This window comes from Duganella qianjiadongensis, from assembly GCF_009857915.1.
Lineage (GTDB): Bacteria > Pseudomonadota > Gammaproteobacteria > Burkholderiales > Burkholderiaceae_D > Rugamonas > Rugamonas qianjiadongensis.
Genome location: NZ_WWCM01000001.1, coordinates 606,764 through 621,835 on the forward strand (window position 1 = coordinate 606,764; position 15,072 = coordinate 621,835).

General features: G+C 59.2%; 14 protein-coding genes. 2 read left to right on the top strand and 12 right to left on the bottom strand.

From position 1 onward, the window contains the following. Window positions 1-16: 16 nt before the first annotated feature. From lpdA to GTP27_RS02785, 5 genes are all read right to left on the bottom strand, one after another. Window positions 17-1,447 carry a dihydrolipoyl dehydrogenase gene (lpdA, locus tag GTP27_RS02765; RefSeq protein WP_161037619.1) on the bottom strand — a complete coding sequence of 477 codons (1,431 nt, stop codon included), beginning with the start codon at window positions 1,445-1,447 and terminating at the stop codon, window positions 17-19. A 3-nt stretch (window positions 1,448-1,450) separates the two neighbouring features. Next, window positions 1,451-1,777 (bottom strand): PspC domain-containing protein, encoded by a 327-nt coding sequence (locus GTP27_RS02770; RefSeq protein WP_161037620.1) that lies wholly within the window; start codon window positions 1,775-1,777, stop codon window positions 1,451-1,453. Window positions 1,778-1,831: 54 nt separating this feature from the next. Further along, window positions 1,832-3,082: a 2-oxoglutarate dehydrogenase complex dihydrolipoyllysine-residue succinyltransferase gene (odhB, locus tag GTP27_RS02775; protein ID WP_161037621.1), complete on the bottom strand. Its 1,251-nt coding sequence runs from the start codon at window positions 3,080-3,082 to the stop codon at window positions 1,832-1,834. A gap of 110 nt (window positions 3,083-3,192) precedes the next feature. Next, complete coding sequence (locus GTP27_RS02780; RefSeq protein WP_161037622.1) at window positions 3,193-6,048, bottom strand: 2-oxoglutarate dehydrogenase E1 component; 2,856 nt, start codon at window positions 6,046-6,048, stop codon at window positions 3,193-3,195. 293 nt (window positions 6,049-6,341) lie between these two features. Further along, window positions 6,342-7,295, bottom strand: coding sequence for a LysR family transcriptional regulator (locus tag GTP27_RS02785; protein ID WP_161037623.1), 954 nt, complete (start codon window positions 7,293-7,295; stop codon window positions 6,342-6,344). A gap of 104 nt (window positions 7,296-7,399) precedes the next feature. Between GTP27_RS02785 and GTP27_RS02790 the strand changes: the two genes are divergently transcribed. Both GTP27_RS02790 and GTP27_RS02795 read left to right on the top strand, forming a co-directional pair. Next, a complete protein-coding gene (locus tag GTP27_RS02790) occupies window positions 7,400-8,263 on the top strand; it encodes an MBL fold metallo-hydrolase (RefSeq protein ID WP_161037624.1) in 864 nt (287 codons plus the stop codon). 119 nt (window positions 8,264-8,382) lie between these two features. Beyond that, window positions 8,383-8,760, top strand: a complete 378-nt coding sequence (locus tag GTP27_RS02795; RefSeq protein WP_161037625.1) for a BlaI/MecI/CopY family transcriptional regulator — start codon at window positions 8,383-8,385, stop codon at window positions 8,758-8,760. Window positions 8,761-8,849: 89 nt separating this feature from the next. On the opposite strand, the gene gltA is transcribed toward GTP27_RS02795, so the two are convergent. From gltA to GTP27_RS02830, 7 genes are all read right to left on the bottom strand, one after another. Then, a complete protein-coding gene (gene gltA / locus GTP27_RS02800) occupies window positions 8,850-10,151 on the bottom strand; it encodes a citrate synthase (RefSeq protein ID WP_155433470.1) in 1,302 nt (433 codons plus the stop codon). A gap of 70 nt (window positions 10,152-10,221) precedes the next feature. Next, window positions 10,222-10,503: an FAD assembly factor SdhE gene (locus tag GTP27_RS02805; RefSeq protein ID WP_161037626.1), complete on the bottom strand. Its 282-nt coding sequence runs from the start codon at window positions 10,501-10,503 to the stop codon at window positions 10,222-10,224. Window positions 10,504-10,562: 59 nt separating this feature from the next. Continuing rightward, window positions 10,563-11,273: a succinate dehydrogenase iron-sulfur subunit gene (locus GTP27_RS02810; RefSeq protein WP_155433468.1), complete on the bottom strand. Its 711-nt coding sequence runs from the start codon at window positions 11,271-11,273 to the stop codon at window positions 10,563-10,565. An 11-nt stretch (window positions 11,274-11,284) separates the two neighbouring features. Then, the gene (gene sdhA / locus GTP27_RS02815) at window positions 11,285-13,063 is read right to left on the bottom strand and encodes a succinate dehydrogenase flavoprotein subunit (protein WP_161037627.1); all 1,779 of its coding nucleotides are present in this window, start codon (window positions 13,061-13,063) and stop codon (window positions 11,285-11,287) included. A 2-nt stretch (window positions 13,064-13,065) separates the two neighbouring features. Continuing rightward, entirely contained in the window at window positions 13,066-13,434 is a 369-nt protein-coding gene (gene sdhD / locus GTP27_RS02820; protein ID WP_161037628.1) for a succinate dehydrogenase, hydrophobic membrane anchor protein, read from the bottom strand. A 1-nt stretch (window position 13,435) separates the two neighbouring features. Further along, on the bottom strand, window positions 13,436-13,858 hold the full coding sequence (gene sdhC, locus GTP27_RS02825; protein ID WP_161037629.1) for a succinate dehydrogenase, cytochrome b556 subunit: 423 nt from the start codon (window positions 13,856-13,858) through the stop codon (window positions 13,436-13,438). A gap of 261 nt (window positions 13,859-14,119) precedes the next feature. After that, the gene (locus tag GTP27_RS02830) at window positions 14,120-14,914 is read right to left on the bottom strand and encodes a GntR family transcriptional regulator (RefSeq protein ID WP_161037630.1); all 795 of its coding nucleotides are present in this window, start codon (window positions 14,912-14,914) and stop codon (window positions 14,120-14,122) included. Between the last annotated feature and the right edge of the window lie 158 nt (window positions 14,915-15,072).

The window sequence follows — 15,072 nt, forward strand, 5'->3', positions numbered from 1 at the left end:
TCCGCTAGAGGATTGCTTAGAAGTTCAGGGTACGCTTATCGATGGCCAGAGCTGCCTCTTTGGTCGCTTCCGACAGCGATGGGTGAGCGTGGCAGATACGGGCGATGTCTTCGGCCGATGCCTTGAATTCCATCGCTACCACGGCTTCCGAAATCAGTTCCGAAGCCATCGGTCCGATGATGTGCACGCCGAGGATTTCGTCGGTGGTGGCATCGGCGAGGAATTTCACCATACCCGAGGTATCGCCCAGTGCGCGTGCACGGCCGTTGGCCAGGAAGGGGAAAGTACCGGCTTTGTAGGCCACGCCAGCGGCTTTCAGCGCCTGCTCGGTTTTGCCTACCCAGGCGATTTCCGGCGAGGTGTAGATCACCCAGGGAATGGTGTCGAAGTTGGTGTGACCGTGCTGGCCAGCGATACGCTCGGCCACGGCCACGCCTTCTTCTTCCGCTTTGTGCGCCAGCATCGGGCCACGTACCACGTCGCCCACGGCCCATACGCCCGGCAGATTGGTTTTGCAGTCGCCATCGACGGCGACGAAACCGCGCTCGTCCAGCGCCAGACCGACTTTGTCCGCGCCCAGGCCATGGGTGTTCGGGGTACGGCCGATCGACACGATCAGCTTGTCGAACACGGCGGTCTGCGCTTCGCCCTTGGCGTTTTCGTAAGCCACGGTGACGTTGTTGTCGCCCTTGGTGATGGCGCCGATCTTGCAGCCCAGATTGATGGACAGCCCCTGTTTGGTGAACAGCTTCTGCGCTTCCTTGGCGATCTGCTCGTCGACGGCGCCGAGGAACACCGGCAGGCCTTCCAGCACGGTCACTTCCGCGCCCAGACGGCGCCATACGGAGCCCATTTCCAGACCGATCACGCCGGCGCCGATCACGCCCAGCTTGGCTGGAACAGCGTCGATGGCCAGTGCGCCGGTGTTCGACAGTATCAGCTTTTCATCAAACGCTGCGCCCGGCAGTTCGCGTGCATTGGAACCGGTAGCGATGATCACCTGTTTGCCGCTGATGGTCTCGTTGGCAGGTGCCGAGATGGCCAGCGGGTAGCCTTCTGCAGTAGCTGGACCGGCGAAAGCGGCGCGGCCGTGGAAGAAGCTCACTTTGTTTTTCTTGAACAGGAACAGGATGCCGTCATTATTCTGTTTGACGACGGTGTTCTTGCGCTTCAGCATTTGCGGCAGGTTCAGCGACAGACCGGCAACATCGATACCGTGTTCCTTGAACGCATGGCCAGCGTGCTCGTAGTGTTCCGACGATTGCAGCAGTGCTTTGGAGGGGATGCAGCCGACGTTGGTGCAAGTACCGCCCGGTGCCGGGCCGCCCTTTTCATTTTCCCACGCATCTACGCAGGCAACCGAGAAACCCAGCTGGGCTGCGCGGATGGCAGCGATATAACCGCCGGGACCGGCGCCGATGACTACTACGTCAAATTGTTTGCTCATTTCTTATCCTATCGTTTCTTCTTCTGGCACAAAGATCCAGAGCAGAAGGTAAATCGCGAGACCGAAGCCGAAGGTCAGCACGAACAGCACGAACAGCAGACGCCAGATCCAGGTCTCGACGCCGCTGATGCGGCCCAGGCCGCCACATACCCCACCTAGCCAGCGGTCGCTACGGGAGCGGCGCAATTTGCTGATGTCGCTGGAAAGCTGTTCGCTGCCATACGACCCGCTGCTGAGCAGCTTGGCCTTGGCAGCAGCGAACTCGGCATCCGACAGGGCGCCGGACTGGTGCAGTTCATGCAAACGCTTGATTTCTTCGGAAACGCTCATGGTTCTTCCTCTGAACAGCGTTCCGGCACCGGGGCCGGAACGCATTGGCGGGGATTACAGTTCCAGCAGCAGGCGGGCTGGATCTTCCAGCGCTTCTTTCATGGCTACCAGACCCAGCACAGCTTCGCGGCCGTCGATGATACGGTGGTCGTAGGACATCGCCAGATAGTTCATCGGACGCACCACGATCTGGCCGTTTTCTACCACAGCGCGATCTTTGGTCGCGTGCACGCCCAGAATCGCCGATTGTGGCGGGTTGATGATAGGGGTCGACAGCATGGAGCCGAAGGTACCGCCATTCGAGATCGAGAAGGTACCGCCGGTCAGGTCGTCCAGGGTCAGCTTGCCTTCTTTAGCCTTGGCGCCGAATTCGCCGATTTTCTTCTCGATGTCGGCGATCGACATCTGGTCGGCATTGCGCAGAATAGGCACCACCAGACCGCGTGGCGAACCCACGGCGATACCGATGTCGAAGTAGCCGTGGTAGACGATATCGTTACCGTCGACCGAAGCGTTCAGAATAGGGTATTTCTTCAGCGCGGCCACAGCAGCTTTAACGAAGAAGGACATGAAGCCCAGCTTGACGCCGTGCTCTTTCTCGAACTTGTCCTTGTACTTGTTGCGCAGGTCCATCACTGGCGCCATGTTGACTTCGTTGAAGGTGGTCAGAATCGCGTTGGTCGATTGCGATTGCACCAGACGCTCGGCGATACGGGCACGCAGACGGCTCATCGGCACGCGCTCTTCCGGACGATCGCCCAGATTGGCAGCGGCAGGCGCAGCCACCTGTTGCAGTGCTGGCTTGGCAGCGGGTGCCGCCAGAGGAGCCACGGCCGGGGCAGCCGGTGCCGAAGCAGCCAGTGCGTCGCCCTTGGTGACGCGGCCATCTTTGCCCGAACCGGCAACATCGCTGGCGCTCAGGCCTTTTTCCGACAGGATCTTGGCAGCGGCTGGCATGGCCACGTCGCCTTTGTTGCCACCGGTAGCGGCAGCAGCAGCTGGTGCAGCAGCAGCGGCGGCTGGGGCAGCAGCGGCAGCGGCTGGAGCGCTAGCGCCGGCGGTCGCTTCGGTATCGATGACGGCGATCACTTCGTCAGCCACCACGGTGCTGCCGTCGCCTTTGATGATTTCAACCAGCACGCCAGCGGCCGGGGCTGGCAGTTCCAGTACCACTTTATCGGTTTCGATGTCGATCAGGTTTTCGTCGCGGGCGACGGCTTCGCCGATTTTCTTGTGCCAGGTCAGCATGGTCGCTTCAGCGACCGATTCCGACAGTTGAGGTACTTTAACTTGAATTTGTGCCATGGATAACTCCGTATATTTTTGTAGTGGCGCTCCGCTGCAGGCTTGCGGTCACGCCGGTCTAATCATGAATGCTGTAAAAAGGCGCCGTGCCGGGCACGGCGCCATGGGACTTATTTGGTCAGGATGAAGCCTTTGAGCTTCGAGAAAGCCGTTTCCAGCAGATCTTTTTGCTGGGCATAGTGCTTGTCGTAGTAGCCGACGGCTGGCGATGCCGACGCCGGGCGACCGGCGTAGGCCAGACGCTGACCGGCTTCCATGCTCTCGAAGATGTTGTGCTGAATCTGGAACCATGGGCCCTGATTCTGCGGCTCGTCCTGTGCCCATACCACTTCCGCCAGGTTCGGGAACTTTTTCAGTTCGGCAGCGAACGATTTGTGCGGGAATGGATACAGCTGTTCCACACGGATGATGGCGGTATCGGTCTGGCCGCGGGTTTTGCGTGCGTTGACCAGATCGTAGTAGACCTTGCCCGAGCAGGCGATGACGCGTTTGACTTTCTTGGCGTCGATTTTCTCGTCGACTTCACCGATCACGGTCTGGAATGCGCCCTTGGCCAGTTCGGTCAGCGGAGTACCGGCATCCTTGTTACGCAGCAGCGATTTCGGCGTGAGGATGACCAGCGGTTTGCGGAACTGACGCACCATCTGGCGACGCAGCACGTGGAAGATCTGCGAGGCGGTGGTCGGCTGGACCACTTGCATATTGTTGTCTGCGCACAGCTGCAGGAAGCGTTCCGGACGCGCCGACGAGTGCTCCGGACCCTGGCCTTCGTAGCCGTGCGGCAGCATCATCACCAGACCCGAAGCGCGGCCCCACTTCACTTCGCCGGAGCTGATGAACTGGTCGATCACGACCTGAGCGCCGTTGACGAAGTCGCCGAACTGGGCTTCCCAGATGGTCAGGGTGTTAGGTTCTGCGGTCGAGTAGCCGTATTCGAAGCCCAGTACCGCTTCTTCCGACAGCACGGAGTCGATCACGGTGAACGGTGCCTGACCTTCGGCGATGTTCTGCAGCGGCACGTAGGTGCCGGCATCCCAGCGCTCGCGGTTCTGATCGTGCAGCACGGCGTGACGGTGGACGAAAGTACCACGGCCAGCATCCTGACCGGTCAGACGCACAGCGTAGCCGGAAGCGACCAGCGAAGCGAAGGCCAGATGTTCGCCCATGCCCCAGTCCAGATTCAGCTCGCCGCGGCCCATGGCCGAACGGTCAGCCAGCACTTTTTCGACCAGTGCGTGGACTTTGAAGTTTTCCGGTACGGTGGTGATGCGGCCAGCCAGACGTTTCAGTTCCGTCATCGGCACGGCGGTATCGGCGCTATCGGTCCACTTGCGGTTCAGGAACGGCAGCCAGTCGACGGCGAACTTGTTCTTGAAGTTGGTGATGACCGGATCCACCGTGTGCTTGCCGGCGTCCATGGCGTCACGGAAGGCCGATTGCATTTTTTCGCCGCCGTCGGCCGGAATCACACTCTGCGCAACCAGTTTGTCCGCATACAGTTTGCGGGTGCCTGGGTGCTGGCCGATTTTCTTGTACATCAGCGGCTGGGTCAGTGCCGGGGTATCTTGCTCGTTGTGGCCCAGTTTGCGGTAGCAGATGATGTCAACGACGATATCTTTCTGGAACTGCAGACGGTAGTCCATGGCGATCTGCGAAGCCAGTACCACGGCTTCAGGATCGTCGGCGTTGACGTGCAGCACCGGTGCTTCGATCATCTTGACGACGTCCGAGCAGTAGATGGTGGAGCGGGCATCGCGCGGGTCGGAGGTGGTGAAACCGATCTGGTTGTTGATCACGATGTGCACGGTACCGCCGGTGCCGTAACCACGGGTCTGGGCCAGATTCAGGGTTTCCATCACAACGCCCTGACCAGCGAAAGCGGCATCGCCGTGCACCAGAATTGGCAGCACTTGCTTGCCGGCGTGGTCGCCGCGGCGATCCATACGGGCTTTGACGGAGCCTTCTACTACAGGGTTGACGATTTCCAGGTGCGATGGGTTGAAGGCCAGCGACAGGTGGACCGGACCGCCAGCGGTCGAGATGTCCGACGAGAAGCCCTGGTGGTATTTCACGTCACCGGCTGGCAGGTCGTCGCCGTGCTTGCCTTCGAATTCTTCGAACAGTTCCTTAGGCGATTTGCCCAGGGTGTTCACGAGGACGTTCAGACGGCCGCGGTGGGCCATACCGATCACGATTTCCTGCACGCCTTTTTCGCCGGCGCGCTGGATGATTTCATCGATTGACGCGATGAAGGTTTCGCCGCCTTCCAGCGAGAAACGCTTTTGACCGACATACTTGGTGTGCAGGTAACGTTCCAGACCTTCGGCAGCGGTCAGGCGCTCCAGGATGTGCTGTTTCTTCTCTGCGGTGAAGTTAGGCGTCGAGCGGATCGCTTCCAGACGCTCTTGCAGCCAGCGCTTTTCGGCCGGGTCGGAGATGTACATGAACTCGGCGCCGATCGAACGGGTGTAGGTATCGCGCAGGAAGTTCAGCAGGTCGCGCAGGGTCGCGGTCTCTGGGCCGAAGTAGGTGTTGCTGATGTTGAATACGGTGTCCATGTCCGCATCGGTGAACCCGTAGAAGCTAGGATCGAGTTCAGGGATAGCCGGACGCTCCTGACGCTGCAGCGGGTCCAGATTGGCCCAGCGCGAACCGAGGTAGCGGTAGGCTGCGATCAGCTGGGTAGCAGCCACGCGTTTGCGGCCCATTTCGGCGTCGGCCGAAGCCACCACGGTGCGGATAGGACCGGCTTTCGCGCGTTCGGCGAAAGAGGCGATCACGGAGGCGTGGGCGACGTCGGGTTTATTGGAACCATCGACGGCCGGTACGTGCTGCATGGCGTCGAAATAGGCGCGCCAGTTGTCTGGCACAGAACCTGGATTGTCGAGATACGCTTCGTACAGTTCTTCGACGTACGGGGCGTTCCCACCAAACAGGTAGGAGTTGGACGTATATTGTTGCATCATATTGCTCACCTTTCTTCGCGCTTCGCGAGATTAGCGGGTTAATCTAACCTTCCGCGACACGGCCTGACCGGTTAGCGGATTGCACATCAAGTTGTGGGGAAGGGCTATATTTCTTCGGGTACTACAAAAATCGGTCATTCAGGATAGCACCGGTATTGTATCCGAACAACCATTTGTGCGGCAAAAACCCGTGAAAACTTGCGTTTTAATGTGGCATTAAGTGTGGCGATAGGCTTGCCCGACGGCCTAGCGCGCTGAAATGTTTTCATTAATTTAAGCTTTAGCCTTATCGCTCAGGAACGCGGCAGACGCTGCACCGCGCCGCCTTGTGCTGGCTCGGGGGTATGGGCCAGCCAGCCCGCATCGCTGCGGAACCACCCGGCCAGAAAGTCCAGCAGGGCGCGCAAAGCGGCCGACATATGCTGGCGCGAGGTATAAATAGCGTGTATACCCATCTGTTGCGGGGTGAATTGCGGCAGTAGTTGCACCAGCTCGCCGGAGGCGATCAGCCCCATAGCGCTGTACTTAGGTTGCAGCACGATGCCGGCGCCCTGCAGTGCTGCGCGCAGCAGACTGGTATCTTCATTGGCCGACAGATTGCCGCTGACCGGCACCGACATGGCCTCACCATGAACGTCGGTAAATTGCCACAGGCTTTTGCCAAAATAGCTATAGGTGAGGCAGTTGTGGCGCGCCAGATCGGCCACCTGCCCCGGCCTGCCATGCCGTGCCAGATAGGCAGGCGCCGCGCACACCACCGAATCGCAGCGGGCCAGCTGGCGCGCGATCAGATTCGGTTCCAGCGCATTGGTAATGCGCAGCGCCAGATCGATGCGCTGCTCGACCAGATTCACGGCGCGGTTATTAATCTGCATATCGACCTTAGTGTGAGGGTAACGCTGCAGAAACGCCGTCATGGCCGGCGCCAGCACGGCCTGCGCCAGCGACTGCGAACAGCTAATGCGCAGCAGACCGCGCGGTGCGCCCTCTTCCACCGCACTGTCGAGCGCCATATCCTCGGCCAGCTCCAGCATGCTGCGGCAGCGCGCCAGCGTCAGCGTGCCCGCATCCGTCAGGCTGAGACGGCGGGTACTACGGTGCAGCAAACGGGCGCCGGCCCACTGCTCCATCTGCGCCAGATAGCGCGTGACCATGGCGCGCGACATGGCGAGGGCATCGGCGGCAGCAATCATGCTGCCCCGTTCGGCGATGCTGACAAACACCTGGGCGGCAGTAATTCTATCCATAGATTCGTCCGATTTGCGCAATTAATTAGTGAATGATACGGGGTTTTTCTACCGTATCAAGCAATTTAAGATGACGTCATTCTAACCCGACACGAAAGCCCATCATGCTTAAGCAACCTTTGCAAACCCTGTTAGCCAGCGCCTTCGCCGCCACTCTGGGCAGCGCCAGCGCCGCCCCGCTCAAGGTGGAAGTATTCAATCCCGGCGAAGCGGCCATCTTCCCCGTCGCCTCGGTACTGGTCAGCGGCGCCCAGGATGCGGTACTGATCGACGCCCAGTTCTCGCGTGCCGAAGCCTTGAAACTGGTCGAACAGATCCGCGCCAGCGGCAAGCGCCTGACCACCGTGTATGTGAGCCACGGCGATCCGGATTTCTATTTCGGCCTAGACGTGATCCACGCTGCTTTCCCTGCAGCGAAAATCGTCGCCACTGCCTACACCGTGGCTGCCATCGAGAAGAAAAAAGATGCCAAAGTAGCGTACTGGGGCCCCATCCTGAAAGACAACGCGCCGCACAGCATCATCGTGCCGCAAGTGCTGCAGGGCGACCGCATCGAACTGGAAGGCGAAACCCTGCAGATCACCGGTCTGCAGCCGGAGCGCAGCTATGTGTGGATCCCGTCGATCAGGACGGTGGCCGGTGGCGTGGTGGTCTTCAACGACCTGCACGTATGGACCGCCGACACCCAGACGGCAGCCTCGCGCCAGCAGTGGCTAGCCACGCTGGACGGCATCGCCGCCCTGCAGCCGAACACCGTGGTGCCGGGCCACTTCAAGGTGGGCAGCGCGCTGACGCCTGCCAGCATCGGTTTTACCCGCGACTATCTGGTGAAATTTGAAGCGGAAACGGCGGCCGCCGCCAACTCGGCCGCACTCATCACCCGCATGCAGCAACTGTATCCGCAAGCAGGTCTGAAAGCAGCTCTGGACACCAGCGCCAAAGTCGCCAAAGGCGAAATGAAGTGGTAAGCCTGCAGATAAGCCAGCCACGCTGGGTAAACTAAAGGGGACTCGCGCCCCGCTGCGCAACTAGACAAATGCATCTAGATATTTTAATCTAGATGCATAGTCTTATAAAAATGCGCAACATGAACCCACCCGTCGCTAAACCCACCCCTGCCGAACTGGAAATGCTGCGCCTGTTGTGGGCCAGCGGACCGGCCACGGCCAAGCAGGTGCATCAGGCCGCACTGGCCAGCCGGCCCGAGATGAACTACGCCACCGTGCTGCGCCTGCTGCAGGTCATGCACAGCAAAGGTATCCTCAGCCGCGACGAAAGCCAGCGCGCCCACATCTATGCGCCGGCTCAGGCGCAGGATGCGCTGCAAACCAATCTGCTGAAAGAACTGATACAGAAAGCCTTTGCCGGTTCCGGCAAGGCGCTGGTGCTGGCGGCCCTGCGCGGCGGCCACGTGAGCAAGAAGGAACGCGCCGAGATACAGGCCCTGCTCGATCAGGACAACTGACAGCAGCGGCACGCACGGTGCCGGCTGGGCAGAAAACGGGCGAAAAAAAAGCGGGCCGCAGCCCGCTTTCTTGTATCCGAGACAGCGGATTAACGCTGGTCCAGCGGCTTGACTTCGCGCGTGGTCGAACCCACGAACAGCTGGCGTGGACGGCCGATTTTCTGTTCCGGATCGGCGATCATTTCGTTCCACTGGGCGATCCAGCCTATGGTACGGGCCATGGCGAAGATACCGGTGAACAGCGAAACTGGAATGCCCAGTGCCGATTGTACGATGCCCGAGTAGAAGTCCACGTTCGGGTACAGTTTGCGCGAAACGAAGTATTCGTCGTTCAGTGCAATCTTTTCCAGTTCCATGGCCAGCTTGAACAGCGGGTCGTCTTGCAGGCCCAGCTCTTCCAGCACTTCGTAGCAGGTTTCACGCATCAGTTTGGCGCGTGGGTCGAAGTTTTTGTAGACGCGGTGACCGAAGCCCATCAGCTTCACGCCCGAGTTCTTGTCTTTCACCTGAGCGATGAAGGCAGGAATGTTCTCGACGGTGCCGATTTCTTTCAGCATGTTCAGTGCAGCTTCGTTCGCGCCGCCGTGGGCGGGGCCCCACAGGCAGGCGATACCGGCAGCGATACAGGCGAACGGATTGGCGCCCGAGGAACCGGCCAGACGCACGGTCGAGGTCGAAGCGTTCTGCTCGTGGTCGGCGTGCAGGATCAGGATACGGTCCAGCGCGCGCACCAGCACGTCGTTGACTTTGTATTCTTCGCATGGGTTGCCGAACATCATGCGCATGAAGTTGGCGCTGTACGACAGGTCATTGCGTGGGTACACGAACGGCTGGCCGATCGAGTATTTGTAAGCCATCGCCACCAGAGTAGGCATCTTGGCGATCAGGCGGATAGCCGATACTTCACGGTGCTTGGCATCGTTGATGTCGAGCGAATCGTGGTAGAACGAAGCCAGCGCGCCAACGGTACCAACCAGTACCGACATCGGGTGCGCGTCACGACGGAAGCCGCGGAAGAAGAACTGCATCTGCTCGTGCACCATGGTGTGCTTGGTCACGGTGTCGACGAAGGTGGCTTTCTGTTCTGCGTTCGGCAGTTCGCCGTTCAGCAGCAGGTAGCACGATTCCATGAAGTCGGCGTTCACGGCCAGCTGTTCGATCGGGTAGCCGCGGTACAGCAGCTCGCCCTTGTCGCCGTCGATGTAGGTGATCGAGGAATTACATGCCGCGGTCGACATGAAACCCGGATCGTAGGTGAACTTGCCGGTACCGGCATACAGCTTACGGATGTCGATCACGTCCGGACCAACGGTCCCTTTGTAGATCGGGAAATCGACCGATGGGCTGCCATCGGAGAACGACAGTGTGGCTTTGTTATCAGAGGTGTTCATGAACTCTTCCTTCTTGGAGAGGTGAGACAAAAGTAAAAAAAACAGTTAATGCTGTACTCGTGCTTCAGGCTCAGGCCAGTCGCAGACGCGCCAGCAAGGTGTGTACCTGGGGCAGATCAATATCGCCGTCAGGCTCCTTGCGGGCCAGTATCAGATCCATCAGGGCATTGTCCGACAGATCCAGCAAACGCGTCAGAGCGTCCACTTCCTCGTCGGTCAATTCGGTTTCATGCGCATCGAGAAAACGGGTCAGGATGATGTCGTTTTCCAGCAGTCCACGGCGGGCGCGCCAGCGCAGGCGCGCGCGGTTGGCCGGGTCAGACTGGTGCGCAGCGGTATTCGTTGCAGTCATGGTGCGGCTACTTTACAAAAACGGGCGGCATTAAAAAGTCACACCGCCCGTGTGGTGCATCAGATGGCGCGACGCACCATCAGTTCCTTGATCTTGCCGATCGCTTTGTTCGGGTTCAGACCTTTAGGGCACACGTCGACGCAGTTCATGATCGAGTGGCAGCGGAACAGACGGTATGGATCTTCCAGATTATCCAGACGGGCGCCGGTGGCTTCGTCGCGCGAGTCGGCGATGAAGCGGTAGGCTTGCAGCAGGCCGGCAGGACCGACGAACTTGTCCGGATTCCACCAGAACGAAGGGCACGAGGTCGAGCAGCAAGCGCACAGTATGCACTCGTACAGGCCGTCGAGCTCTTCACGCTGGGCAGGCGATTGCAGACGCTCTTTTTCAGGGCGGATGGAATCGTTGATCAGGTAAGGCTTGACCGAATCGTACTGCTTGAAGAACTGTGTCATGTCGACGATCAGATCGCGGATCACCGGCAGGCCAGGCAGCGGACGCAGCACGATAGGCTCGGTCAGCTCGTTCAGGTTGGTGGTGCAGGCCAGACCGTTTTTGCCATTGATGTTCATGGCGTCCGAACCGCACACGCCTTCGCGGCACGAGCGGCGCAGGGCCAGCGAATCATCCACGTCGGACTTGATACGCTGCAGGGCGTCCAGCAGCATCTTGTCGGTGTCTTTCAGCTCGACCGTCACGTCCTGCATATAAGGCTTGGCGTCCTGATCGGGATCGTAACGATAAATTTTCAGTTTGAGAGTGCGTGCCATGTTCTTAGCTCTTAGAAAGTACGTGGTTTCGGTTTGAAGGTGTCGACCGTCAGCGGCTTGGTCACGACGGCCTTGTATTCCAGACGGTTGTCCGCCGAGTACCACAGGGTGTGTTTCATCCAGTTGTCGTCGTCACGCTGCGGGAAATCGTTGTGGGCGTGGGCGCCACGCGATTCCTTGCGAGCTGCGGCCGAGACGATGGTGGCTTTGGCAGTTTCGATCAGGTTGTCCAGTTCCAGCGCTTCGACGCGGGCGGTGTTGAACACTTTCGACTTGTCCTTGAACGATACGTGCTTGCGACGCTCGTCCAGTTTCATGATTTCTTCCACGCCTTTGTTCAGCATGTCGTCGGTACGGAACACGCCGCAGTATTTCTGCATGGCGGCGCGGATGTCGTTGGCCACACCCTGCACTTTTTCACCGCCGTTCGAGGTTTCCAGCTTGTTCAGACGGTTCATCGCGAAGTCGGCAGCGTCCTTAGGCAGCGGTTTGTTTTCCTTCTGCTTGAGGTTCTGCGCCACCACGTGGTTACCGGCAGCGCGGCCGAATACCACCAGATCGAGCAGCGAGTTGGTGCCCAGACGGTTAGCGCCGTGCACCGATACGCAGGCGCATTCGCCGATGGCGTACAGGCCGTTGACCACTTTCTGGGTGCCGTCGCCGTTCGGCGTCACCACCTGACCATGGATGTTGGTCGGAATACCGCCCATCTGGTAGTGGATGGTAGGCACGACCGGAATCGGTTCTTTGGTCGCGTCGACGTTGGCGAACTTGTGGCCGATTTCCAGAATCGAAGGCAGACGCTTCTGGATGGTGTCGGCGCCGATGTGGCGCAGGTCCAGCATCACGTGATCCTTGTTCGGACCGCAGCCGCGGCCTTCCTTGATCTCCTGGTCCATCGAGCGCGACACGAAGTCGCGCGGTGCCAGATCCTTCAGCGTAGGCGCATAGCGCTCCATGAAACGTTCGCCTTCGGAGTTGATCAGGATACCGCCTTCACCGCGTACGCCTTCGGTGATCAGCACGCCCGCGCCGGACACGCCGGTTGGGTGGAACTGCCAGAATTCCATGTCCTGCAGCGGCAGGCCGGCACGTGCCGCCATCCCCATGCCGTCGCCGGTGTTGATGAAGGCATTGGTCGATGCAGCGAAGATACGGCCAGCACCGCCGGTAGCGAAGATGGTGGTCTTAGCTTCCAGAATCATGCATTCGCCGGTTTCCATTTCCAGCGCTACCACGCCGACCACGTCGCCTTCGGCGTCACGGATCAGGTCCAGTGCCATCCACTCGACGAAGAAGTGGGTGCGGGCACGGACATTGCGCTGGTACAGGGTGTGCAGCAGTGCGTGACCGGTACGGTCAGCCGCTGCGCAGGCGCGCTGCACGGCTTTTTCGCCGAAGTTGGCGGTGTGGCCGCCGAATGGGCGCTGGTAGATGGTGCCGTCCGGGTTACGGTCGAAAGGCATACCGAAGTGTTCCAGTTCGTACACGACCTTCGGTGCTTCGCGGCACATGAATTCGATCGCATCCTGGTCGCCCAGATAGTCGCCACCTTTGACGGTGTCGAACATATGCCAGAACCAGTTGTCTTCGGCCATATTGCCCAGCGAGGCGCCGATACCGCCCTGCGCTGCCACGGTGTGGGAACGGGTAGGGAACACTTTCGACAGTACCGCGACGTTCAGACCGGCTTCAGCCAGTTGCAGCGATGCACGCATGCCGGAGCCGCCGGCGCCGACGATTACCGCATCAAAGCGGCGGGTAGGGATTGCAGATTTGATAGCTGCCACGATTAAACACTCCAGAGTATCTGTACCGACCATGCGGCACAAGCGATCAACCACACGATGGTGGCGACTTGCAGGGTCAGACGCAGACCGACGGATTTCACGTAATCCATCCAGATGTCACGTACGCCTACCCAGGCGTGGAAGAACAGACCGAACAGGGTCACGGCACTGATCAGCTTGAACCATTGCTGGGCGAACAGGCCAGCCCAGCCTTCGTAGGTGAAGTTCTGGCCGGTCAGGAAGGACACCAGCAGAATGACGGTATAAGCCACCATCACCACTGCGGTGACACGTTGCGCCAGCCAGTCACGCAGGCCGTAGTGCGCGCCTACCACGAGGCGTTTAGGTCCGATGTTATCGTTAGTTGCCATCTCAGAAGACTCCAAACAGTTTGAGGGCGATGATTGCGGTCAGGGTCAGGCTCACAGCCAGCACGGAAGCGGCCGAGTGACGCGCCTGTTCCTTGGCCAGACCGATGTGCATATCCATGATCAGGTGGCGGCAGCCAGCGCAGAAGTGGTGCAGATAGCCCCAGACCAGCGCCAGAATGATCAGTTTGACCAGCGGATAGGAAACGATGCCTTGGTAGTACGCAAAGGAAATTTCCGAGCGCAGGCTTTGCTCCAGCAGGTACAGCACGAATGGCAGCAGCAGGAACATCGTGAGGCCGCTGATGCGGTGCAAAATGGATACCAGGCCAGCCAAAGGCAAGCGGTAGTTGGACAATTCCGTCACATGGATGTTACGGAACTCCGGCCGTTCTTTCTTCGGGGCTTCCCTTACGGCTTCTGACATATCAAGACCTCCTAGGCATAAACAAAAATTTCGAGAATGCGATTTTCGCTGATTTTCGCATTTCTAACCAATATGTATTGTTACATATAACTAAAATAGTGGTAGTCAACAGCTGCGACGGCTACTTTCTGTAGCTCAACGTATTTTCAGCGCAACAAGGGTTTGCCTCGATTTCCACCCTGTTTTCGCCGCCCGCCGCTGCATTGCAACAAACGGGCATCTCCTCACATCAACTCCTGTGATCCGTACAGTTCAGCTCACTTAGTTCAATTCGTTGTGATAGTGGTGCCGGGCGGTCGAATACAGACCGCGGCGCAGTTCCACCGCTTTATCACCGTAAGTGAACGACACCCGCTCCGATTCCAGCAGCGGGGTCTGGGCAGCGATGCCCAGTAATTTTGCATCTTCCTCGCCCACGCTGACGGCGCGGATCTTTTCCGTCGCGCGTATCATGCGGGTGCCGAATTCCGATTCGAACAGGCCGTACATGGGCCCCTTGTATTCCACCAGCCGCTCGGCCGTCAGTCCCTTGAAGATCATGCCCGGCAGCCACAGCTCTTCCACAATGGTGGGCACGCCGTCAAACGCCTGCACCCGCTTGATGTACACCACGGCATCGCCCGACTTGAGTTCGAGCAGGCGCGCCACATCGGCGGGCGCACGCATGCGCTTGACTTCGATAATTTTGCTGTCGGGATAGTGCGGCACGCCTTCGTCCGGCATCAGGCGCAGGAAACGGAAGTGAGCGCGTGCTTCGTGATGGGTGGAAACAAAAGTCCCCTTGCCCTGCTTGCGCATGACCAGATTTTCCGCCGCCAGCTCGTCGATCGCTTTGCGCACCGTGCCCTGGCTTACTTTAAAACGGTTGGCCAGTTCCACTTCGCTAGGGATCAGTTCGCCCGGTTTCCATTCGCCCGACTGCAAACTCTGGGTAATCAGACCCTTGATTTGCTGATAAAGTGGCGAGAACGTGGGCGAAGGAGCCGCCGTAGCGCTGCCCGCACTGCCGCTTGCGGTAGTGGATGCAGGGTTATTATTAGGCGGCACGGAATTCATAGACCACGATTTCACCACAAATACCCCCTGCCGTCCAGCAAAAACCAGCAATAACTTATCTGTCTTATATAAGACATAAGATAGCATTGACATCTGCCAGACACAGGCCTACACTCCCAGCGAGGCGCTTGCGGCATGCCGTCTGACACCCCTTTCCG